Source organism: Photobacterium iliopiscarium, from assembly GCF_003026395.1.
In the GTDB taxonomy this organism is placed as follows: Bacteria; Pseudomonadota; Gammaproteobacteria; order Enterobacterales; family Vibrionaceae; genus Photobacterium; species Photobacterium iliopiscarium.
Map to the genome: position 1 here is coordinate 59,308 of NZ_PYOO01000002.1, position 23,665 is coordinate 82,972.

Genomic DNA, 23,665 nt, shown 5'->3' on the forward strand with positions numbered 1-23,665 from the left:
TCAATGTTTGTCTTTTGCAAAATCTGATGAATGATTTTGTAAATATTTCAAAACAATGGCTTCACTGTCGGTATCAAAATTCACAAACGCTAACATGCCATTAAACATTCCCGGCCACGTATTGGCATCAAAATGATTTTCGGCAGGTTGAGTATGACAGACACTACAATTAGTTTTATAAGCTGATTGGGCAACTGACCAAATATCATTAACATTACTCACAAACTTCGCTTTTTCTACCCATAGCGTCGCTGTGACTTGTTGCCATTTAAGCCCGGTAACATCATCTTCTTTTTCGGTCGTCCCTTTAACAATGTCTTTATTTTGAGCTGCTGTTTTGCTTAATGCTGCGGTAGGAATATTCATCCCAAAATCTTGATTAATAACGCGACCAAACCCTTTTTCCTTACGCCAACCGCTGATCTCAATTTGTAACATGTCATCTTTAACAGCGACAACTTTGACACCCGATGCTGGCTCTAATGATCCGCCATCTTGGGTTTTTGCCTCATCTTCAAACATAGGGATAAACTGCATGCTGTAATAAGTATTACCGTTCTCATAATCTGTATTTTGTGCTACAGCCGCTAATTCAGAAATCATGCCACCTGATGAATCCATATTTGACGGTAAATGGTGAGCAATCCCTTTATGACAATCAATACAGCTTTGATCTTTTGCCGCCGCTTGCTTCATCTGTACTTGTGCCCGTGGCGACATTTCATCCCATTTCATACTGTCGTAATTGTGGCAGCTTTTACATTCTAAAGATTTATTCGCCGCAAACCGCTTCCACTCATGTTGAGCCAATTCTAACCGCTTCGCTTCAAATTTTTCAGGAGTATCAATGGTGCCGACAATCGCACCAAACACTTCTTTACTGGCCTGCATTTTACGGGCGATTTTATCGGTCCAATTATGGGGAACATGGCAATCAGGACACGTTGCCCTCACTCCTGCATTATTCTCCCAGTGAATGGTGCCTTGTAATTCTGGATAAACGGTATCTCGCATTGAGTGACAACTAATACAAAATTTTTCAGTATTAGTCACTTCTAGCGCAGTATTAAACCCACCCCAAAAGACAATACCAGCAACAAACCCACCAAGGGTCAGTACACCAAGGCTTATCTTTGTTGCTGGACGCCAAAAGGTTAACCATAATTTTTTTATGAACGTCACCATTGTTCTCCCTCCGTTGCTTAGTTTATCGAAACACTACAACCTAACCATGCCCAGGAGGACCAAAAACAAACACTTGTAACGCCCATATCGTAAAACCATAACCGCTCACTAACGCCATGGATAACAATGGAAATAACAGAATAATAATGAATAAAAAGGCCCACCATTCATAGCGACCACGTTCTTGTTCAGTAATTTCAGTACTAGCCATAATTGACCTCTATATAATCATTACAACAGCGATATACCATTCACGAATAACAATGGATTGATGAAATTATAGTCAAGGATAATTAACCTTCACGATCTAACTGCAAATTAGTTCTCTCTTCTTCCGTTCTAGCGTACAAATTACAGCCATAAAAAAAGCCAGCATCACTGCTGGCTTTTTTGCGTACTAAAAGAACTAGTTGATATAATTACTGTTTACACAGGTTCAATATCTAATATCCCTTGTACGGGTATTTCTACTTTTGGTTTCGCACCGAAACCGCGTAAACCCACTACGTGTACATGTTCACGATCTTTAAATATTTTACGTACCAATTTATAGGTCGTGCCTTTTTCAGGGCTAATATTTTCAGGGGCTGCAATTAATAGCTGCATATCTAGACGTTCACATAACTCAAATAAGGTCGCAATAGATTTACCATCTAAACGCGCGGCTTCATCGAGGAACAATAAACGACAAGGAATAATATCTTTACCACGTAAACGGCGAGATTCTTCTTCCCAACTTTGTATAACCATCAATAGAATGGCTTGACCAGTACCAATCGCTTCACCGGTCGATAACGCACCTGATTCTGCTTGTAGCCAACCATCAGTACCACGATTAACTTCAATGTTCAGCTCAAGGTAGTTACGGTAATCCAGTAACTCTTCACCTAGAATTTGCGGTGAACGCTGACCCATATCAATATGTGGATTTAAACGCTGGAATAATTTCGCAATCGCTTCTGAGAACGTTAGACGCTGATTACCAAATAAATCGTTATGTTGGTCTTTTTGATCAAGTAACCCAAGCAGTAACGATTCATGCGTTTCACGTACTTTAACGTTAAGACGAACACCACATACCTGTCCAAAACCAACATGTTGTAGGCCTTGGTTAAGCATTCGAATACGGTTTTGCTCACGCTGAATTGTTTTACGAATAATCTTCGCTACAGAATCTGAACTAATGGCTAAACGTTGTTCACGTGCGGTAAGTTCTTCTGTTAAACGACCAAGCTCCGCTTCCATTTCTTCGATAGCTTCAACCGGATCATCAGTGCGAATAATATCGTGACGAATACGCTCACGTAGATGCTGATACACGGCGATATAGAACAACACTTTACGCTCAGGACGCGCCACATCTTCTGAGGCACGTAATGCATCACGTAAGTTTTCGTTATCAGCCACCGCCAAACGCAATGCACCTAGCGCTTTATCTGATAATGAACGTAGTTCATCAGCCGACATGTATGCCATTTCACGGCGATGTAAACGACGTTCAACATCACTTTCACGCGCCAGGCGTAATACCGCACACCAGCCTGCTTTAGCATTCACAACCAACTTACGGAAGTCTTGGTAATCTTTACCCACTTTACGTAAACGTTTCATCAAGCCTTTCATTTCAAGCTCAATTGACGTGGTTGATTTCTCTAATGTACTGCGACGATTACGTGAACTGTGTAAGCGTTCATTCAGTTCATTACGACGCACTAATGCACGTTCTTCTGCTTCAACATCTGCACGAACACCCAACTCTTGCAGCTCACGTTCAAACTCAAGCACAGTTTCATTCTTAGCTTGATGCGAACTTTTCAGAGATGCTAACAACTGGTTATATTGGTTCGTTTGTGCACGTGATTGCTTCAAGCTTGCACGAGTTGTATTACGTTGTTGCTCAGCGGTCGCTAATTTTAGTTTTAGCTGATCATTAAGCTCTGAACTCTTGCTCAATAACTCAACCGAATCGGCATAACTAAAGTAATGACGACGCTCGGCCAAATCTGCAATCGCAAAAATCAATGTTTTAAGTTGTTGCAGTTTTTGATCGGCGGCTTCGTAATTGGCTTGTAATGCATCAAACTGCTCAGGATCGGCATCAAGTGCTGATACTAATCCTTCAAGTTCAATCAATGCTTTACCGTAACGATCCAAATAATTACGCGCTTCATCCATTTGCGAAAGTTGCTGTTCAACTTCTGCAAAACGTTCAGTTAGCGTTTCATCTTCAAGCAATGTCACGATGGGGTTTAATTTGCCCAGTAAGGTTAAGCCTTCACGTGCTGCGGCCAGTTGGCTACGTTGTTGTTGCTCTTGTGCTTGTGACTCTGCTAACTGGCGCATGATCTGATTACGCTGATCACGGGCTTGTTTTAGTTCAACCTCAGGATCGGCATTAAAGGCAATCGCCATATGGGTTGCCACAAAACTATTAAAGCTTTGGTATAAACGTTGTAGCTTTTGCGAATCAAATGCCGCTTTGGCGTGATCTTCTACCACTTGATCACGCTCATCACGTAAAGACTCTAATCGCTGTTCACGTGCTGCTCGGCCAAATAATGGCACTTTCGGGAAGCGTGAATAACGTAATTGGCGATCGTTAAGATGCACACATACTGCATTCTCAAGTTCATCAACATCAAAGCCACTGTCATCAAATGAATCAGCATCACCTTCAATGATGTACAAATCATCGGGACAATCATCAAGAGCAATCAGCTTTTCTTTAATGCCACTTAAATCAGGGACGATAATTGCATGACGCGATGGGCCATACATCGCACTGAAATAAGGCGCATCCGCAAGCGTAATGTCATCATAAATTTCAGATAACATCGTACCGCCAAGCGTCTCAGCCAACGCACGCAGACCTAAATTGTCACTACCACCTGGTTGTGCCAAGTGTTCAATATCATGCTCTAATGTTTGTTTGCGTTGCGCTAATTGGTCACGCTGTGCTGACACTTGACGTTCATTATCAAGTGTTGCTTGCATTGCATCCATTACCGTTTGGCTGCTGGTTAATTCAGTATTGGCTTGGTCGGCAAGGGTTTCAAGTGCATCTGAAGCGGCAATCCACGTTGGTGCAGAAGCTTCAAGTACGCTAATACGTACAACCAATCTTTGCTCGTTATGACGCATGTCATTACGTTGCTCAACCAAGCTCGCTTGATCTTGCTCTAAGCTTTCTAAGGTTGCTTCATGGCGCGCTTGTTCTTCCGCTAATGCCAATTCACCATCAATGGTAGTCGCAAACTTTTTAGCATACGTTTCAGCAAGTTCAATCGCTTGACGTTGACTACGCACACTACGTTCTAAATCACGATATTGTGCTTTAAGCTGATCACCACGTTCAGAAACCGAACGAAGTTGACGACCATGCTCAATCAGCTCACGGGCTTTATCACTCGCTTGAGTACGATCAACCACACCTGCAATAGTGGTCACAATCGCTAAGCCTTTTTCAAACTGCTGCGCCGCTGCCGATGACATATCCAGTTTGTGTTTTAATGCTAATAACGCCGTTGTTTGGGTATCTTGCTGCTGTTTAAGTTGGACAAGAAACGGGGGCGCTTGGTCTGGTAGCATTTGATGATCACCAGACAAATTACGGGCTTTTTCTAATGCTTGTACCGCTTGTTGGTACTGCAATGCACGAGTTTGCTGCATATCTAATGCTTGTTGGTAGTCTGCTAACTGGGTTTTTAAGCTATCAACTTCTTCTTCCGTTAGCTGTGATTGTTCTTCGGCTATTGCTAATTGCTCTGCCGCTTCTTCAACCACCATTACCTGCTCTTCAAGGCGCTCAGTAAGCTCTTCAAGATCTTCTTTATAACGCACGATTTTTTCAGCTTGGCGAACAGCCGTTTGCACTAGCTGCAAGTGATCAGAGGCCGCTTGATGATCTTGCTCTAATGCACCTTCTTGCTCAGTAAGTTCACCCAGCTCTGCATTCATGTTATTTAACGATGATTGCTGATCAACAAGCGTCTGGCGTGAACCCATTAGCTCACCACGTAAGCGTAGTGTTTGCTCTAATTTTTGCTGACGTTCGTTAGCATGACGCATGTAATCGGCAGCAACATAATTAGTTGCTTCAGAAATCAAATGCTTAAATAAGTCACGATCTGTTTGAGTTAATTTGATCGCTTCTAACGTCATTCGGTTTTCACGTAATGCCGCTTCCATATCTTGGAACGCTTTTTTCACCCCAGAGTTATGCGGTAATAAATAATCACGCAATGAACGGGTGATCGCACTTGAAATACCACCGTATAAAGAGGCTTCAATTAAACGATAGAATTTCGAACGATCTTGGCTATTACGTAATTTCTTTGGTAACACGCCCATTTCAAACATTTGCACATGGTAATCCGTTACCGAGTTAAATGTTTTAAACTGCACTCCTTCGTGCTGGCTAACGAGATCTTTGACATCGTTAAGCTGACGAACACGGGCTTGGTTTTCAGAAATCGTTTCAACTAAAATTTCAGCAGGTTTGATATGTGAAGGTAAACCTTGAATCAAAAATGGCTTAATATCCACTTTCTTATCGCGGCCAGCTACTTGCTGTAATTTAACCGCAAAAATAATACGTTGCTGCTTTGAGTTAACCACATCCAGTGCTGCATAACAGGCGCCGGGTTTTAATTTACCGTGAAGACCTTTGTCACGAGATGCATTTGAGCTACCGGCTTCTGTGGTATTACGAAAGTGAAGGAGACTTTGGTCTGGAATCAATGTCGTGATAAATGCTGCCATTGTGGTAGATTTACCCGCACCGTTACCGCCTGAAAGCGTTGTCACCAAATTATCAATATCAAAAGTACGTGCAAAAAAGCCGTTCCAGTTGATCATGGTGAGCGATTGATACTTGCCGCGTTCCATTAAATACTACTCTCCTGTACCGCTTGCTCTACATCTTGTTGCATTTCAAGCATTTCTTGATTGTTGGGGTCAATATCATCAAGCAGGCTTGATTGACTTGACGCTTGCTGATGAACCACGGCTTCACCGTCACGAATCAATCGTAACTGCGCTTCACGAACATCATCACCAGTACGTACATCAGCACCAAAACGGAATACAGATTCACTGATACGGAACTTACCATTCTCACCAATAGGGATAAGCATTCCTAAGCGACGTAAACGACGTAATGCTGTTTTTACTTTATCAAACAATTTTTCACGATCAAGATCTGAACCTGAAGCGCGATTAGTGACAAGTTTCATTAGCTTTTGTTCATCAGCCAATACCAACAACTCATCAAATAACTCTTGATTAGTAAAGATGCCTTCATGTGCTAAACGTTCAGGACTCAGGTAAAGAAAACATAATACTTTACCCACCAGCATATCAATTTCAGATAATACTGAACGACCAATCAATGAGGTTGATCGTGGGCGTAAATATAAAAAGCCTTCAGGTGCACGTACGAGTTCTGCATTATAGCGGCGATAAAACATCGCTAATTCTTTCTCAAACTCAATTAAATAAGCGTGACTATCTAAATCTTCGCTTGAAACATGGCGACCAGAACGCAGAGCGTTATCTAGCGTAGGGAAAAGTGGGTTAGCAATTGCTTTTGCCAACTTCTCCGGCATAAATTCTTCAATATTTGTCAATGACATGGGCTTGTACCTTGGCTCCGTATTCGTTAATTGCTTTCCAATCAGGCTGAATGGCATTGAAGTCCGCTTCGGAATAACCCATTCTTACGGCCTGATCAATCACAATCCGCGCTAAATCAAAATGTTGTGCATACGGATGTTGTGCCAAATAATCTTTAAGTAAAACACTCAAATTGATTGGTGCACCTGTTGCTTTGTGTGCTTGTAACATCAACCCAACTTTTTCAGCCAGTTGATCGTTAACCAAGTCAAGTTCTTCAAATTCCATTTCACCAGGAACGATACCGGTTACTTCATCATCCCGTAGGATCAAGGTTTCATCACGCATATCAAGTAAACGTTCAGCATCGGCAAATGTTAGTAACCATGGTGCATCGAAGTAATCAGTAACCGATTGACGTAGTCGTTGACTAAAGGCGCGGTTTTTATCCATATCAATTGCGGTACGAATAAATTTATGTACGTGGCGATCATAGCCAATCCATAAATCAATCGTTTGTTGTCCCCAACTGATGATGCGATCTAACTTCATTTGCAGGATATAAATCATACCATCAACAAAATCAAGATCATCACGTCCTTGAATCTCTTCTTGAATAGCCAGTAGCTGACTTTGAAGCTGATCACCTGCGGCTTGCAATGTATCTTGCAGTTCACGCAGTGTTGATGATGTTTCATCAAGTAATACTTCACAACTACTGATAGCGGCTTGCCAATCTTGATTTAATAACTCCGCAATATCGAGCTTCACTTGTTGCTGTTGCTCATCCATTGCGCGTTGGTTTAAATCGATACGATCAAAGATTTCCGCGACGGAATATTTTAATACTGCATGCACATTTTGACGCCAATGTTTTTCATTACCGTCTTCTTGAGCTGCCGTCGCTGCTTTATTGATCTCATCGGCCACCATTGCTAACTGAATAGATAGTTTTAGTGTTGAGAACTCACGTTGCCGCACGTAATAATCAGTAATGCCGAGCGCTAACGGACTTAATCGATAAATACTCGCGCCATCAGTCACCTCACTGGTAAAGCGTGATATTAACCGCTGTCTTACCAATTCATTTATGGCGTTGTTGGCACGAAATGCTAGGGTTTCCTTGGTTTGACCGAACATATCGCTCACAATGCGAAATGCATCAACCAATTCACCTTCCCCTAATTCTTCATCAAAGCGATCACCGCTTAATACAGCAATCGCTAACAAGAACGCCAGCCGTTCTGTCGGTAAATTAAGGGCAAACTCATTATTTTTGACCCAATTTACTAACTCAGGAACAGTCTGGGTAACTTCACTCATCCCTTGTCCTTATTGCTATTATTTAAATTTGTCACCACTGTTGACGTTACATCTGTGAGAGGCTTACGCGCATACACATGGATATAACGACCTAATGACAAAAAAGGTTCCTGACGACAAAGCTTTTGCTCCATATCAAGAACTTGTTCGAAACTGTAATCACCCATTCGATCATGCTGCATGTAATCATGGAATGTGCGTACACCTGTTTTACCCATTATGTCAAACCCAGCCTCAGTTAAACACTGATATACATCATCAGGCTTTATTCCTTGTTGAGGCTGCAATTTAAACCGTTTACGGTGTGGCATACCTTGTTCTATATGAGTTAAATTGCCACAAATCAGATTCTTAAATAGTAATCCATTATAGTTATAAAACATGACCGAAATAACACCGCCAGGTTTTACGTTATCTAATAAACCGATTAATGTTGTAATCGGATCAGCCAGCCACTCCATAACCGCATGAAAAAGAATTAAATCAACGGGAGCTTCAATATGCTCACTAATTTCTTGAATCGGTGAATGCACTAACCGATATTGCTCAACTAAGCCATTTTTAGCAATTTCTTGTTCCGCTAATGTCAACATTTCGCTAGAAAGATCACATAATGTCACGTAATGTCCAAGCGCGGCTATTTTTTGAGATATTTGCCCAATACCACCACCTGCATCTAATACTTGTAATGGTGCGGTATCATTCAATTCTTGCAATATATATTCAATATCTTGCCAAACAACAACTTGTCGTATTTGACCTTTCGCTGTGCCATAAATATTATCAGCGAACTTTTTCGCCAAATCGTCAAAATTTCGGTCTTTTTTCATGGCTCATTTACGTTATGATAGCGACTCTAGAATATGGCTTATTTTCTCACAAGCAGTAAAGGAATAAAGGCTTGTGATCGATTTTAGGGCTCAACTGCTGAAATTTCGGACGACATATTATGTTTATACTTAAAAAAATCATATCAGCGCTACTGATGCCGCTACCGTTTCTATTATTAGTGGGCATTATAGGTTTATGCGTGTTGTGGTTTACACGTCGAAAAAAATTAGCCTCTATCTTGGTGAGTATTTCCTTAATTGGTATTTTTCTATGTTCATTCCAACCTCTCACAACCGCATTACTACGCCCATTAGAGCAAGAAAATGCCGCCTTTGTGAATACCACCAAACCAATCAGTTATGTCATGGTATTAGGCAGTGGCCAAGTCATTGATAAAACCTTTCCAATTACCTCAGAATTATCGCCAACAGCGATTACACGCTTAGTTGAAGGTATTCGTATCTTCCGCATGTATCCTGATGCTAAGTTAATTCTCTCTGGCTTTGGGGGTTTAGCTTCTCATGGTATTAGCCACGCACGGTTAATGGCGCATTTGGCTATCGCATTGGGGGTCAATAAACGAGATATTCTATTATTTGAATCAACAAAGGACACCAAAGAAGAAGCCTTCCAAGCGGCGGATGTTGTTAAAGATAAAAATATGATTTTAGTAACATCAGCCAGTCAAATGTCACGCGCGCTTTACTATTTCCATCAAGCTGGATTACACCCTATTCCTGCACCAACGAACTTTAGGGCCAGTAATCAAATACGTGATTTTGTTCCTGATGCACGATTCCTTACTCAGATAGAAATTGTTGAACATGAGCGTTTAGGGCAGTTATGGCAACGCATAACCAGCAAGCTATTAAACCCAGAAACTGAACATCTACAAGCAGAAAAAGTAAAACCTGAGACATTATAGGTTTTTCAATGTCATGTTTTAGTTAATTATTTTAAAGCCAGCTACGGCATTATCCGTACTGGCTTTTTTAAAATCATCTTACTCTTTGCATAACTATTAAGTTCGTACCATTTTAAAATACGTTTTTATCTTATAATTTCACTTTAATCTCAGCATGCTTTACTGTATTTCATGATAAAATGATGACTTACTACTTAAGAAAGAATTTAATTCATGAAACTTTTAATCCGTAACCTTTCTCGCAGCACAACTGAAGTTCAAATTCATAAAATGTTTGAAGAATTTGGTAAAATTAGTGCTTGTAACCTTGTATTAGACGAAAAAACAGGCAAATCAAAAGGATTTGCATTTGTTGAAATGGCTGATGATGAGCAAGCAACGCGCGCTATGAAAGCACTTCATGAAATGTTGGTTGATAAAAGTCGCATTCGTGTAAAAACTGCTGAATAATCCATTTAGGGTTTATCTAGACATAAAAAAACCGAGTAAATAATACTCGGTTTTTTATTATACTAAGACGATAGTCACAGACTAACTGTTTTATTAGCTAACTAACTGCCGCACTTTTTCTAAATCTTCTAAGGTATCAACCCCTGCTGGTGGTGCATCAATCGCAACATCAACATGAATTTTCTCACCATACCAAAGCACACGAAGTTGCTCTAGTGATTCAATTTGCTCTAACGGGCTTGGCTGCCAATTAATATAAGTATTAATAAACCCAGCACGATAAGCATAAATACCAATATGGCGCAGTAGATTATGATGAACAATGCGTGGTTGTTGAGCAAAGTTATCACGATCCCAAGGGATAGCAGCACGGCTAAAATACAATGCATAACCATCTTTATCCGTCACCACTTTTACCGCATTCGGATTAAAGATTTCATCATGATGATCAATTTCAACGGCTAATGTCGCCATCGGTGCATTAAAGTTAGCAATATTGTCAGCAACTTGACGAATAATTGTATCTGGAATGAGCGGCTCATCACCTTGCACATTCACCACAATATGATCATCAGCAAGTTGATATTTCGCAACCACCTCAGCCAAACGCTCAGTACCTGATTGATGATCAGTACGGGTTAAACACACCTCACCACCAAACCCTTGTACCACATCGACAATACGTTGATCATCTGTCGCAACAATAACTTGATCAGCGCCAGATTTACATGCTTGTTCGTAAACCCATTGCACCATCGGTTTACCTGCAATATCAGCTAACGGTTTACCGGGTAAACGTGTTGATTGATAACGTGCAGGAATAATCACAGTAAAGGCCATTACTTAACCTCGTCAGAACTTAATGTACGTGCTTCTGAATCAAGTAGAACAGGAATACCGTCATCGATAGGATAAGCAAGACGATCAAACTTACACACTAATTCATTTTTTTCTTTATCGAAATTCAATTTGCCTTTACATACAGGGCAAGCAACAATTTCAAGCAGACGGTGATCCATACTTTTCCTTAACCTCTATAATCTGTTTAATTATGGCTGATGCTTGTGGCTCAGAGATAACTGCATCAACAGGCAGATACCACCAATTATCCTCCGCAAATGAGTAACATTTTACTGCATCTTTTTCAGTCATAACCAAATGTTGCCCTTGTTGGGCTAAATCTAATAATGTTTGTTGAGTAAATGCTTGATGATCAGCAAAAGGCTGGCACACCACAGGCTTTACACCTAACGCATTCAATGTCGCAAAAAATCGTGGTGGATGACCAATACCTGCCATTGCAACGACCGACGCTAGCGATGTAGCCGCACAACGGGCACCGGTTTTAATATTAATTAATTCTGATGGTGATAAATGCATTGTCGCTTCATTAGCGTGAGCAACACCACCATTACAAATCCGAAAATCAACCTCATTCAGACGCTGACATGATTCTCGCAATGGGCCTAATGGTAATAATTGCTGATTACCAAATCGGCGTTTACCATCAATCACAACGACTTCAATATCGCGTGAAAGCGCATAGTGCTGTAAACCATCATCAGTAATAATAACGTCAACATCATGTTTTAACAGTAACTTTACTGCATCACTTCGAACAGGTGCAACCGCAACGGGAACACCTGTTCGACGACGAATTAAAACAGGCTCATCCCCTGCAATATCGGTATCGGTATCACTCTCGACAAAATACGGATAATAAGGTGCTTTACCACCATAACCACGTGAAACAACGCCAGGTTTTAATCCTTGCGTCAAGAGTTGTTCAACCAACCATACCACTACTGGCGTTTTGCCATTGCCACCAGCGGTGATATTACCAACAATAACCACGGGTACTGGCGCTCGATATGCTACTTTTTTACCGTCAACATACTGCTGCCGTTTACGACGACTAATCACGCCAAACAGTTGACTGAGGGGCCACAATAGTGGCCACAACAGAAAATAAACAATTCGAGCTTTACCTTTAGGTGCTAGTTGATACCACATTGCTTCAATGAGAGCCGCCACGATTAATCACCAAATTGAATACGATGAAGTTGCGCATAAGCACCATTAAGGCTAATTAACTCACCATGTGTACCACGTTCAATAATTTCACCATCATCGACCACTAAGATCTGATCAGCATTTTCAATCGTAGATAAACGGTGAGCAATGACTAACACAGTGCGATCTTTTTGTAATTCATCCAGTGCGCGTTGAATCGCACGCTCAGATTCAGTATCCAACGCTGATGTTGCTTCATCAAGTACTAGCACCGGCGCATTACGTAGCAACGCACGAGCAATAGCAAGACGTTGACGTTGACCACCAGACAAACTCACGCCATTTTCACCAATAATAGTATCAAGTCCATGCTGCATGTCCTTAATAAAGTCCATCGCATAAGCAAGCTCTGCTACTCGTTCAATATCAGCGCGGGTATATTCATTGCCGCTCGCATAGGCAATATTGTTCGCAATTGTGTCATTAAATAAATGCACATTTTGTGAAACGACCGCAACTTGAGAGCGTAAATTAAATAAGGTGTAATCTTGTAGAGCAACACCGTCTAAACGCAAATCACCAGAATCAATGTCATAAAAACGCGTCAACAAATTAGCAATGGTACTTTTACCCGATCCTGAACGACCAACAAGCGCAACGGTTTTACCCGCAGGAAGTTCAAAGCTAACATTGCGTAATGCTGGCGTGTCTTTGGTTGGGTAAGTGAACGTCACATCTTTTACAGAAACATCACCTTTAACGCGCTTAACTTCGTGCTTACCGTGATCTTTTTCAGTTTCTAAATCCATCAAATCAAACAGTGTATGACACGCTGCCATACCACGTTGGAATTGAGAGGTAACACTGGTCAAAGATTTAAGTGGGCGCATTAAACCAAACATCGCACCAAATACCACGGCAAAAGTACCCGGTGTTAGTGAATCACGTAATGACGGTGTATTAGCAAGAATCAGCACCACAACCAATGCTGAAGAAGCAATAAGCTGGATAATCGGGTTCGCTATCGCCTGTGCAGACACTAGTTTCATGGTTTGACGACGCATTAAGTTACTTACATCATCAAAACGTTCTTTCTCAACCTGCTGCCCACCATAACTTAGTACGACTTTATGGCCTTTTAGCATTTGTTCAGCAGACGACGTCACTGACCCCATCGCATCTTGCATACTGCGTGAGATTTTACGGAATCGTTTTGAAACAATACTAATGCTAATGGCAACCACGGGGGCAATCACAATCAAAATAGCCGATAACTGCCAGCTATTCCAAAACATCAATACCATTAAGCCAATGATCGATGCCCCTTCACGAACAATACTAACTAACGCGCTGCTGGTTGCAGAAGCGACTTGTTCGGAGTCATAAGTAATGCGCGATAATAATGCGCCAGAGGCTTCTTTATCAAAGAACGCAACGGGCATTCTCATGAAATGTTGAAATAGTTTTCGGCGAAGGTTCATTACAACATTGCCAGAAACCCATGATAAACAGTAGGTTGATACAAAACCACTGGCACCACGCATGATCATTAAGCCAACAAGATAGATAGGCATCATGGCAAGAAAACCAGAATCCATACTATCAAAACCGCCAAAACTTTTATCAAGTAACGGTTTAATCATCGACAACATCAAGGTATCACCAGCCGCATTAATAATTAGCGCAATAACAGCGACAATAATACCTGCTTTATAGATCTTGATATAAGGCCACAGTCTTTTATAAGTATCTTTGGTTGATTTTTCTGTTAATTGCGTCATGAATGCCAATTTTGATAAAATACAATCTCTCTATTCTACCCTTAACATTGCTATCAACCAAATTTGTCCACAATCCTTTTTTCTTAAACGGCTTTTTATGCTCATAAAAACGACATTGAGTAATCATTAACTGTCATTTTATTCTTTAGCTAGCCATTGTGGCCGATACCATGCTCTAGAATAATGATAACGTTGTTGTTTTATATGATAGTTATTCTGATTAATGGTTACTGTCACTTGACCACTGTCTTGAGTACTGAACCAACCAATATTATTGGCTTGATAACGCCTTTTGATCGCTGCCGACGGTAAGCCCCAAGGATTAAAATAACCAATCGATACAATTGCTGCTGATGGTTGAATACTATCAAGCAAAGTTTGTGTTGATGAGGTACTACTGCCATGATGTGGCACAACAAGAATATCAGCAGGCTCAGTCTGTACTTGCGTTAACATCACTAATTCAGATTTTGCATCAATATCTCCAGTTAATAATACACTGGGGCCTTCACCACTCACCGCTTGAATATGGATAACACAAGAATCTGAGTTTTTTGCTCGTGACATCGTCTTTGGTGGCCATTTAACTGAGAACTCAAGCCCCTGCCATTGCCATTTCTGTCCCATAATGCAAGCTGAAAAACCATCACGCTGATCACTACTGTACTTATCTCGTGGTTGATAACGTTGTATAAGATAATCACTGCCACCAGCATGATCATTATCAGAATGGCTTAAAACCAACCCATCAATAGCTGATATTCCTTTATGAGCTAATATTGGCTCGATGACTGACTGAGCAATACTTTTTCCATCCCAAGCATTACCGGTATCATAAATAAATACCCGCTGCTGTTTTTCTATTAAAATAGCTAAACCATGCCCAACGTCTAATACGGTCATCACCCACAATGGCTGGTTCTTTTTTTCATTATTATTTTCCCACCACCAACTAACAACAATAAAAATAACACTGATATAAAACCAACGAAAATAGAGTAAAGGTAATAATGACCACACCACAGTCATGACAGCAATAGTGACCAATAATGGTGTTATTGATGCGGGCAACATCATCCATGCACCATGGCTCCACGCCGCAATATGTAAAATAGGTGTTAATGAATAATCAGCGAATAACCAAAAAAAGGATGATAATGCTGGCCACCATACTGTTATAACGCCAATCAATACTAACGGTACGGTAATAAAACTAAGCCAAGGTACTGCTATCAAATTAGTCAATGGCGCGGCCAAAGACACGCCACCAAACCACCACCACTGCATAGGCAACATTAATAACAATAAATACCCTTGTACTTTGCACAACTGCTTTAAGTGTTGATACCATCGTTGTTGCCAAGATAAATCAGCTAACGCAGATGAATTACCAATAATAACCATGACTAAAAAGATAATAACGGCACCAAATGAGAGCCAGAATCCTGCGCTATAACTCACAAAAGGATCCCATGACAAACACAAACCTAACGTGACTAATAAGATTTGCCAAGGTCGCCAATTAATTGCTGTAATGCGTAAAACACCCACGATTAAGCACATTAATAACGCACGAATTGTCGGTAAGCTAAATCCTGCAAGCCATGCGTATCCAAAAGCAAATAACAACCCGCACAACAAAGGTAGCCATAACCAATAACCCGTTTGCGGTAAACATAATCGTAATAAATAACCTATCCACCACCCGATAAGCATCGCCAACCCAATATGCAATCCTGAAATAGCTAATAAATGCGCCAACCCACTATCACGCAAATCAATCCAGTCCTGCGCCTCAAGTCCATCCCGCAAACCAAAAGTTAAAGCGGTTAAATAACTTTGATGATCGGTGTTTTTTAATAATGGTGTCACCTTATCTAACCATTGTTGACGTAATGACATCGAAGAAGATAGTTGCGTTGGCAAAACCTTACCCGAAGTGACAACAGCACGGCCATGAAGACCACGACTTAATGCATGTTGTTCACGATCAAAGCCTGCTTGGTTAACACGCCCAACAATACGACTCAATCTAACCGGCAAACGCCATATTTGTCCCTGTTTTAATATGGGTGCATCTTTCCAAAAAACCATCACTCTCAATGGAGACACAAAATCAATATTTGACGACGATAAATTCAGTACCTTTGCCTCAAAATACTCAGAGGGTATATTTTCATTAAAAAGCGTACTAATGCTTACATCTATGGTAGTATTAGAGCTGTTTGTTGGTATGTTATCAATATTGTTAATATATTGATTCGCATCAAAAACAGCCAAGAATATAGCCAGTGAAAAGCAAATAAAAACGACACTTCGATACACCATAAACATAATGGCACCAAAAACTATTATTAATAGTAAAAACCAATACGGTGGCAAAGTGTTGAAAAAATGTAACGATAGATAACCGCTGATACTCGCTATAAATATTTGAACCATATGGCCTTAGCCAGTCAAAAAAAAATCATTATGCCAAGACATTTCATTAAAAAATTTTTGCCTAGCCATGAAGTAATTAAACGCCAAAAAGCGTTGAAAATATTTGGCAATGTACTTTATAACCCGAACTTATGGTGTTTAAACCGTCGCTCTGCGTCTGGTGCATTTGCTGTTGGGCTATTCATGGCTTTTGTTCCTCTTCCAAGTCAAATGTTAATGGCGGCAGGTTTAGCTATTATGTTTGGTGTAAATTTACCGCTATCTGTTGCACTAGTCTGGGTCAGTAACCCGGTAACAATGCCAGTACTCTTCTATGGCGCTTACAAGCTAGGTGCTTGGGTATTGCATAGCCCTGATGTTGGCTTTCATTTTGAATTAACATGGGATTTCCTATTAAATCAAATGAGTCAAATTGGTCCCCCATTCTTATTAGGATGCTTTATTTGTAGTGTATTAAGTGCATCCATCGGCTATTTCGGCATTCGATGGCTATGGCGCTATTCAGTCGTACGCAGTTGGAATAAACGTAAATTCCGTATTCCCAAAACGCGCTAGCTGTTATTGGGTTATAACAATAAAACTCCGTAATAATGGAGTTTTATTGTTCACTTACGTTTTTTTGAGAAACCACCTCCATCATTCCACTCTTTCATACTCAACTTTTCACCATTATTCGATCTCACGCACACTGATTATTCTTATAATCGTATCAAAAACTTATATTGCTAATTAGTTGCACTTAATCCCTAGTAATTATTATTGTTCAGTCTACTATTTAAAAATAGAATACAGCATTAAATAGTAGTAACTTACTGCCAACTAATGAGCATTACTATTTTGATTAAAGGGAAATAAAATGGAAAATCCAGTAAAGAATTTACTTACAAAAGGTTGGAAGTGGTTTGTTGTCGTTGGGGTTATTGTTGCATTAGCAGGTGTTTTTGCAATTAGCCTACCCGTTGCAGCAGGAATGACAATCACAACAATTATTGGCGTGATCTTTTTAGTCATTGGTTTAGTGCAGGTTTACCACACATTTAGTATTCCACAATGGAAAACTAAAATTTGGTATGTCATCAGTGCTCTCTTTTACCTTCTTGGCGGCTTATTCATTCTAGGGCAACCATTCATTGGCTTAGTTACCATTACCGTGCTTATGATTGCCACTATGGTATTTAATGGTATTACACGAATGATGTTTGGTTTTAGTAGCCGTGAACATCTTGCTGGCTGGCGTTGGATTGTTTTCAGTGGTTTATTATCAACAATCATTGGGGTTTATTTCTTTAACTTAATGCATAACCCTGAATTCTCAATGTCACTATTGGGCATCTTTGTGGGTGTTTCTTTAATTTTTGAAGGCATTAGCTTTATTTTCATTGGTTCACAAATGAAAAAAGCACTCTTAAAATAAACACAATCAGCACACAATAATGATTAAAGCTTCAGCTAACCACTGAAGCTTTTTTTTATATAAACAGACACCATCAGCAAAAAACATAAGCCACCATCATTTCATTACAAATTATTATAATAAACATTGCCTTTGGTTCTAAATTTAAGTAAAAGTGTGTTTTTGATACTTGAGCGATATTGTTGATGAGTTACTTTACTCTCTTTAGCTTACTACTACATGCTTTACTAGTAAGCACAACAACGATGGCCGTGCCTACACATGGGTATCAATATACTTCTCAGCAAGTCTCAGAATTTAACATTAGAAATAATGAAGAAAACTGGCACGATAATGTCGTAATTTTATCCACTAATCATCATAAAACACGACAACTATCAAAAATAGATAAAAAGAATTTTGTTCCCGTGCAGCATTATGACAACAATGTTGCTCGACAATCACATCAAATAACAAGTCATTATTCTAAGCATCAACGGTATCCACATCTTGCTCTTGCTAATTTTCAATACCGTTTTACCCACAGTCGTAGGCAGTTAATGTTACTCAATTTCCGCGACATTTACTTTAATTATGACTCTGACTACAAGGACTACATAGATGCTTGATTCATTTGTATCTATTTTTTCAGCACTATGGCAACAAGATTTTGCAGCATTACAAAACCCTGAAAGCATTGTAATGATCTATTTTTGCGTCACCTTTGTTATTTGGTTAGAAAGTGCCTTTCTACCCGCCGCACCGTTACCTTGCGACAGCATTGTTATTTTAGCGGGCACATTAGGTGCTATGGGTATTATTGATTTTAAACTGATTGTATTTTTATTAATTATGGCTTCAGCTATTGGCAGCTGGTTAGCTTATTTACAAGGACGTTGGCTGGATCATTTACCTAAAGTGAAACGATGGGTCGAGATGGTTCCGCCTCATCGAATGCAAACAGTTGATAAACTATTAATTCGACATGGTGTTGTGGCTTTGTTTGCCGCACGGTTTATACCGGTTGTACGCCCTTTACTGCCTTTAGTTATGGGATTTAGAGTCAAAAACCAAGCACATTTTTTTCGGTTCGCATCGTTAAGTGCTACTGCTTGGATCTTATTACTGACAGGATTAGGATATTTATTAACGCTACTACCTGAAAATATCGCTCGTATAACAACCATGATATTAATGGTTGCACCGTTTGTTACCTTGGGTATCGCGATTATTAGTCTATTTAGTAGTTGGTTAATTAAGCGCATTAAAAAAAATAATATCGCTTAACCTCTCTTTACAAAATCAAGTTACCAATCAATAGCTATAAAAAAACCCGCTTAATTAGCGGGTTTTTTATTATTACTATTCGGGCTAAAACTTAGAAGTAGAAGCGAGTACCGAATACGATGTTAGTTAGGCTGTCTTTCGCTTTACCACTTGAGAACTCAATATCGTCAGTTGCGATGTTGTAGTTAGCTTCTGCAGTTAGAGCAACGTTAGGGTTGATGAAGTATTTAACACCAGCCGCTAATTTAAGGTTTAGTGCCCAAGAATCGCCACTCTTACCAGCATCGCCTTCAAGGCCGTCTTCGTTGTTGTAGTTTAGACCAGCAAGTTCAGTTGCAGCACCAACGTAAGGAACCCAGTTAGTAGAGTTAACAAAGTTGTACTCTGTAAATACACCAATCTTACCGCTGAATGCATCGTTTGCATCTTTAGCTGCAACAGATGCAGTACCACCAACTTCCCAGTTATCTTTTACGAATGTACCGTAAGAACCGTTTAAGTTTAGATCCCAACCGCTACCTAGTTTAGCATTACCTTGAATACCAAGCTCTTGTGTACCAGCTGGAAGTTGAACCGCTGCTTGTGCAGCAACAGGAGCCATTACAGCAAAAGCAACTAATAAACCTAATGCATTCTTTTTCATTATATATTCCTAATTGTTTTATTTATTAACAAATCGCTGTCTATTTATAGAATGACAGTCATATCGATTATAGAATAACTGTCATATCGATGCAGGATAAATCCTGTCTAATAACGACCACAACATATTTGTATTTTAAGTGGCGTCAAATTATCACGTAAAAATGACGATGTTAAATTAAACAATATAAATTCACAAAAAATAGAACAGTGTTCGTAATTTATGTGTTACATAATCCATTCTCAGAAAGTTCAGGAAAACATCAAGCTGCATCAGCACTGGCGTGGGTTTCTTTTTTCATAAAAAATAATCATGAAATCATAAAATAAAAAAATAAGAAATAAAAAAAAACAGTGGCGCCAACATTAAAAACATCACATTTACGCTTAAAAAATAACCATTATGCATATTTATTGCTCGTTATTAACAACTCCATACGCTATTTTTATTTTTATTTATCCTCATGAATTGAACTTATTTTGCTGTTATAACCAAAACCTCGCGTTTATAGCCATTTTCATTCTTAAATTAACTCACAAATAACAAACAGCAAAAAAAAACGACGCTTTAACACGCCGTTTTTTAATGAGCATAATATTATAATTTACATCAATGATTACTTTGCGCTTAATACTCGTGCTGGTTGTAATCGACTTGCTCGTGTCGCTGGATACCAAGTGGCAATCAAACTCAATACAATGGCAGTGGTCGTAACAATCACCACATCCTGCCAAGCTAATTGTGTCGGTAGAAAATCCACAAAATAGATATCGCCAGATAAGAACCGATGCCCAATAATTTTTTCTATTACTCGAACAATATGCGTTAAATTAACAGCAATTAATGAACCAAACAACGAACCAATAATACTGCCTAGCACACCCGATAATACGCCATGCCAAACAAAGATAGACTTAATCAACCGATCACTCGCGCCCATCGTCCGTAATATTGCTATATCCGCCGCACGATCTTTCACTGCCATCATTAATGTTGAAACGATATTAAAACAAGCAACACCGATAACAAGTACCATTACCAAATACATAATGGTACGAACCATTTGAATATCGCGGTATAAATAGCCGTATTTTTGGGTCCAGCTTTTTAGATAAACATAAACGGGCAGTGTATCACCCACTTCTTTTACGATTTGTTGCGCATCAAGCACATTATCAACATTCATTTCGATACCAGAAACACCTTGTCCCATATCTAAATATTGTTGAGCATCTTGTAATGGCACAATGGCTAAGCTGTGATCAATTTGCCCACCTAACGCAAGTAAACCAACAACTTGTAATCGAATACGTTTTGGTGCACGTAGCTTCATTTGAGGATCAGTATTTGGAATCATCGCGGTGATCCAATCCCCTACTTTTATATTTAGCTTAGTGGCTACGCCTTGACCTAAAATAACTTCGCGTTTACCTGCGCTAAATCGTGACCAAGCATTATCTTTAACATAAAGAGGTAACTCACTGACTTTTAATTGTTCTTTTGGATCTACACCACGAACAGCAACCGCTTTAAGTTTAGCGCCTCTTTCAAGCAAGGCTGTAAATTCAACATAAGGCGCGGCGGCAGTAATATGAGGATGCAGTTCTACTTGCTTTAATAACGGTTTCCAATTATTTAATGGTGGTTGTACCGCTTGTAGTTCACCTTGAGGAATAACCGACAGTACCCGTGTTTGTAATTCGCGCTCAAAACCATTCATCGCTGATAAGCCAATAATGATCACAGCAACACCAACGGCAATACCAAGCATTGAAGATAAAGAGATAAACGACACCATTCTATTTCGTTTTTTAGAACGATTAAAACGACTACCTATATAGAGAGATAACGGACGAAACATTACTTCTCCTTAATCTCAGCTAAAATACCATCCTGCATATGCATACAACGATCAAGTTTTGATGCCAATTTAGTATCGTGAGTCACCACTAAAAATGCGGTACCCGATTCTGCATTGAGCTTACGCATCAGATCATAAATATCTAAAGCGGTTTGATGATCTAAGTTACCCGTTGGCTCATCGGCTAATACAATCGCAGGGTTATTGACCAACGCGCGTGCAATAGCAACCCGTTGACGTTCACCGCCACTCAATTCTGATGGCCGATGTTCAAAGCGGTGATCCAATCCAACCATTGTTAGCATATCTTGAGCACGAGTACGGGCTTCACTCACTGCAACACCACCGATCAATAATGGCATGGCTACATTTTCAGTCGCTGTGAAATCTGCTAACAAATGGTGAAATTGATACACAAAACCAATATCTTGATTACGAATTTTAGCTTGTTTATTTGAACTTAAGGTATCGAGACGCTGACCTTTAAAAAACACTTCACCGTTAGTCGGCTCATCTAACGCACCGAGAATATGTAATAACGTGCTTTTACCTGAACCTGACGAACCAACAATCGCGACCAATTCATGATCAGCGATATCAATATCAACTTGTTTCAATACTTCAGTTTGTAACTGACCTTCTTGATACGTTTTACATAATTGGCTACAAGATAATAATGGATTATTCATAACGAAGAGCCTCAGCAGGACGGACAGCTGCCGCACGATAAGATGGAAAAATAGTCGCTAATAAACTCAGAAGAATAGCGCCAACAATAACAGCCAAAATTTGCATCGGTTCAAAATCCACAGGTAAAGAACCACCAATAACAGCAAGATTAACCCCTAAAAATGCCATAATTGGATTTAAATAATGCGACACTATCACACCAAAAACGCCACCCAGTAGCGCGCCAATAACCCCACTACTGGAACCTTGCACCATAAATAAGGTCAAGACTTGTCGATGAGTCATTCCTTGTGTTTTAAGAATCGCAACTTCAGCTTGTTTTTCCATCACAACCATAATCAACGCTGAAATAATATTGAAAGCAGCAACACCAATGATCAATCCCAACATCAGTCCCATCATGTTTTTTTCCATTTTAACTGCTTGGAACAATTCACCACGTTGTTCTCGCCAATCTGACCATTTCCAGTCATTAGGCAAGGGGATTTTAGCTAATTCTGTCACAGCAAACGGATCATTTAGATACAAACGCCAGCCCGACATTTGATCCAATTTATAATGCAATAACCGTCCAGCATCTGAAATATTAGTAAAGACTAACTGTTTATCAACGTCTGAACCGGTATCGTAAATACCAGATACCGTAAAATTACGCTGGCTAGGTAAGCGTCCTAATGGTGTAAATTGACTAGCACTGGTTACCATTAATCGAATTTTATCACCTGGTTGAACATCTAATTCAACGGCTAAAGCTTGACCAATAATAACGTTAAAACTACTCGGTTGAAGATCTTTTAATGAACCAACCATAAGGTGATCGGCTATAGGATCATATTGATTAGGTTCAATACCAATCATCATTCCCGCAGCTAAAGAATTCGCACTCTGAATGATAGTTTCACCGCGTGTTATCGCTGTTACTTTTGTCACATGTGGTAGCTGTTTTAAGACCTCAGGAGTATGTTCAGAAAGTGGTACTCGACCATCAGCACTTGTTACAACCGCTTGCGGTAACACCCCTAAAATTCGGTCTTTCAGTTGTTGTTCAAAGCCATTCATAACCGACATGACAGTAATTAGTGCCATCACTCCAACAGTGATGCCAGCCGTTGACATATAAGAGACAAAGCGACTAAAACGGTCACCCGAACGACCACGTAAATAACGTAAGCCAATAAAAAAAGATACAGGATGAAACATAGGCTTAAAAAACCACTCCTTTATTTGA

General features: G+C 39.8%; 21 protein-coding genes. 6 read left to right on the forward strand and 15 right to left on the reverse strand.

The window, feature by feature from the left end; all coding sequences use genetic code 11:
* The 6 genes from torC to cmoM form a co-directional block, all read right to left on the reverse strand.
* Positions 1 to 1,185, reverse strand: a complete 1,185-nt coding sequence (torC, locus tag C9J51_RS03640; protein ID WP_045039382.1) for a pentaheme c-type cytochrome TorC — start codon at positions 1,183 to 1,185, stop codon at positions 1 to 3.
* Between the two features lie 40 nt (positions 1,186 to 1,225).
* On the reverse strand, positions 1,226 to 1,396 hold the full coding sequence (locus C9J51_RS03645) for a periplasmic nitrate reductase, NapE protein (RefSeq protein WP_045035557.1): 171 nt from the start codon (positions 1,394 to 1,396) through the stop codon (positions 1,226 to 1,228).
* Positions 1,397 to 1,611: 215 nt separating this feature from the next.
* A complete protein-coding gene (mukB, locus tag C9J51_RS03650; RefSeq protein ID WP_045039381.1) occupies positions 1,612 to 6,072 on the reverse strand; it encodes a chromosome partition protein MukB in 4,461 nt (1,486 codons plus the stop codon).
* Entirely contained in the window at positions 6,072 to 6,818 is a 747-nt protein-coding gene (gene mukE, locus C9J51_RS03655) for a chromosome partition protein MukE (protein WP_045035559.1), read from the reverse strand. Before mukE ends, mukB begins: the two co-directional genes overlap by 1 nt.
* Complete coding sequence (mukF, locus tag C9J51_RS03660; RefSeq protein ID WP_045035560.1) at positions 6,799 to 8,121, reverse strand: chromosome partition protein MukF; 1,323 nt, start codon at positions 8,119 to 8,121, stop codon at positions 6,799 to 6,801. The genes mukE and mukF overlap by 20 nt, the downstream gene beginning before the upstream one ends.
* A complete protein-coding gene (gene cmoM, locus C9J51_RS03665) occupies positions 8,118 to 8,951 on the reverse strand; it encodes a tRNA uridine 5-oxyacetic acid(34) methyltransferase CmoM (protein ID WP_045035561.1) in 834 nt (277 codons plus the stop codon). Before cmoM ends, mukF begins: the two co-directional genes overlap by 4 nt.
* A 119-nt stretch (positions 8,952 to 9,070) precedes the next feature.
* On the opposite strand from cmoM, the gene elyC reads away from it, so the two are divergent.
* Together elyC and C9J51_RS03675 are read left to right on the forward strand one after the other, a co-directional pair.
* On the forward strand, positions 9,071 to 9,877 hold the full coding sequence (elyC, locus tag C9J51_RS03670; RefSeq protein WP_045035562.1) for an envelope biogenesis factor ElyC: 807 nt from the start codon (positions 9,071 to 9,073) through the stop codon (positions 9,875 to 9,877).
* Positions 9,878 to 10,090: 213 nt separating this feature from the next.
* The gene (locus C9J51_RS03675) at positions 10,091 to 10,327 is read left to right on the forward strand and encodes an RNA recognition motif domain-containing protein (RefSeq protein WP_045035563.1); all 237 of its coding nucleotides are present in this window, start codon (positions 10,091 to 10,093) and stop codon (positions 10,325 to 10,327) included.
* 93 nt (positions 10,328 to 10,420) lie between these two features.
* Here C9J51_RS03675 and kdsB read toward each other — a convergent pair whose 3' ends face one another.
* From kdsB to C9J51_RS03700, 5 genes are all read right to left on the reverse strand, one after another.
* Positions 10,421 to 11,167, reverse strand: a complete 747-nt coding sequence (kdsB, locus tag C9J51_RS03680) for a 3-deoxy-manno-octulosonate cytidylyltransferase (RefSeq protein ID WP_045035564.1) — start codon at positions 11,165 to 11,167, stop codon at positions 10,421 to 10,423.
* Complete coding sequence (locus C9J51_RS03685; protein WP_045035565.1) at positions 11,167 to 11,346, reverse strand: Trm112 family protein; 180 nt, start codon at positions 11,344 to 11,346, stop codon at positions 11,167 to 11,169. Before C9J51_RS03685 ends, kdsB begins: the two co-directional genes overlap by 1 nt.
* Positions 11,327 to 12,340: a tetraacyldisaccharide 4'-kinase gene (gene lpxK / locus C9J51_RS03690; RefSeq protein ID WP_181314801.1), complete on the reverse strand. Its 1,014-nt coding sequence runs from the start codon at positions 12,338 to 12,340 to the stop codon at positions 11,327 to 11,329. The genes C9J51_RS03685 and lpxK overlap by 20 nt, the downstream gene beginning before the upstream one ends.
* 23 nt (positions 12,341 to 12,363) lie before the next feature.
* The gene (gene msbA / locus C9J51_RS03695) at positions 12,364 to 14,121 is read right to left on the reverse strand and encodes a lipid A ABC transporter ATP-binding protein/permease MsbA (protein ID WP_045035567.1); all 1,758 of its coding nucleotides are present in this window, start codon (positions 14,119 to 14,121) and stop codon (positions 12,364 to 12,366) included.
* Between the two features lie 138 nt (positions 14,122 to 14,259).
* A complete protein-coding gene (locus C9J51_RS03700; RefSeq protein WP_107274873.1) occupies positions 14,260 to 16,563 on the reverse strand; it encodes a DNA internalization-related competence protein ComEC/Rec2 in 2,304 nt (767 codons plus the stop codon).
* A gap of 30 nt (positions 16,564 to 16,593) precedes the next feature.
* On the opposite strand from C9J51_RS03700, the gene C9J51_RS03705 reads away from it, so the two are divergent.
* The 4 genes from C9J51_RS03705 to C9J51_RS03720 all read left to right on the forward strand — a co-directional run bounded on the left by C9J51_RS03705 (position 16,594) and on the right by C9J51_RS03720 (position 19,243).
* Positions 16,594 to 17,118 carry a DUF2062 domain-containing protein gene (locus C9J51_RS03705; protein WP_045035682.1) on the forward strand — a complete coding sequence of 175 codons (525 nt, stop codon included), beginning with the start codon at positions 16,594 to 16,596 and terminating at the stop codon, positions 17,116 to 17,118.
* Between the two features lie 301 nt (positions 17,119 to 17,419).
* Positions 17,420 to 17,977 (forward strand): HdeD family acid-resistance protein, encoded by a 558-nt coding sequence (locus tag C9J51_RS03710; RefSeq protein ID WP_045035569.1) that lies wholly within the window; start codon positions 17,420 to 17,422, stop codon positions 17,975 to 17,977.
* 185 nt (positions 17,978 to 18,162) lie between these two features.
* Positions 18,163 to 18,585, forward strand: coding sequence for a hypothetical protein (locus tag C9J51_RS03715; protein WP_045039379.1), 423 nt, complete (start codon positions 18,163 to 18,165; stop codon positions 18,583 to 18,585).
* The gene (locus C9J51_RS03720) at positions 18,578 to 19,243 is read left to right on the forward strand and encodes a DedA family protein (RefSeq protein WP_045035571.1); all 666 of its coding nucleotides are present in this window, start codon (positions 18,578 to 18,580) and stop codon (positions 19,241 to 19,243) included. Before C9J51_RS03715 ends, C9J51_RS03720 begins: the two co-directional genes overlap by 8 nt.
* Positions 19,244 to 19,334: 91 nt before the next feature.
* Here the strand turns inward: C9J51_RS03720 and C9J51_RS03725 are convergent, their stop codons facing one another.
* The 4 genes from C9J51_RS03725 to lolC all read right to left on the reverse strand — a co-directional run bounded on the left by C9J51_RS03725 (position 19,335) and on the right by lolC (position 23,637).
* A complete protein-coding gene (locus C9J51_RS03725) occupies positions 19,335 to 19,886 on the reverse strand; it encodes an outer membrane beta-barrel protein (RefSeq protein ID WP_045035572.1) in 552 nt (183 codons plus the stop codon).
* A gap of 616 nt (positions 19,887 to 20,502) precedes the next feature.
* Positions 20,503 to 21,747: a lipoprotein-releasing ABC transporter permease subunit LolE gene (lolE, locus tag C9J51_RS03730; RefSeq protein WP_045039378.1), complete on the reverse strand. Its 1,245-nt coding sequence runs from the start codon at positions 21,745 to 21,747 to the stop codon at positions 20,503 to 20,505.
* Positions 21,747 to 22,436: a lipoprotein-releasing ABC transporter ATP-binding protein LolD gene (lolD, locus tag C9J51_RS03735; RefSeq protein ID WP_045035574.1), complete on the reverse strand. Its 690-nt coding sequence runs from the start codon at positions 22,434 to 22,436 to the stop codon at positions 21,747 to 21,749. The genes lolE and lolD overlap by 1 nt, the downstream gene beginning before the upstream one ends.
* Positions 22,429 to 23,637, reverse strand: coding sequence for a lipoprotein-releasing ABC transporter permease subunit LolC (gene lolC / locus C9J51_RS03740; RefSeq protein ID WP_045039377.1), 1,209 nt, complete (start codon positions 23,635 to 23,637; stop codon positions 22,429 to 22,431). The genes lolD and lolC overlap by 8 nt, the downstream gene beginning before the upstream one ends.
* Positions 23,638 to 23,665 lie beyond the last annotated feature (28 nt).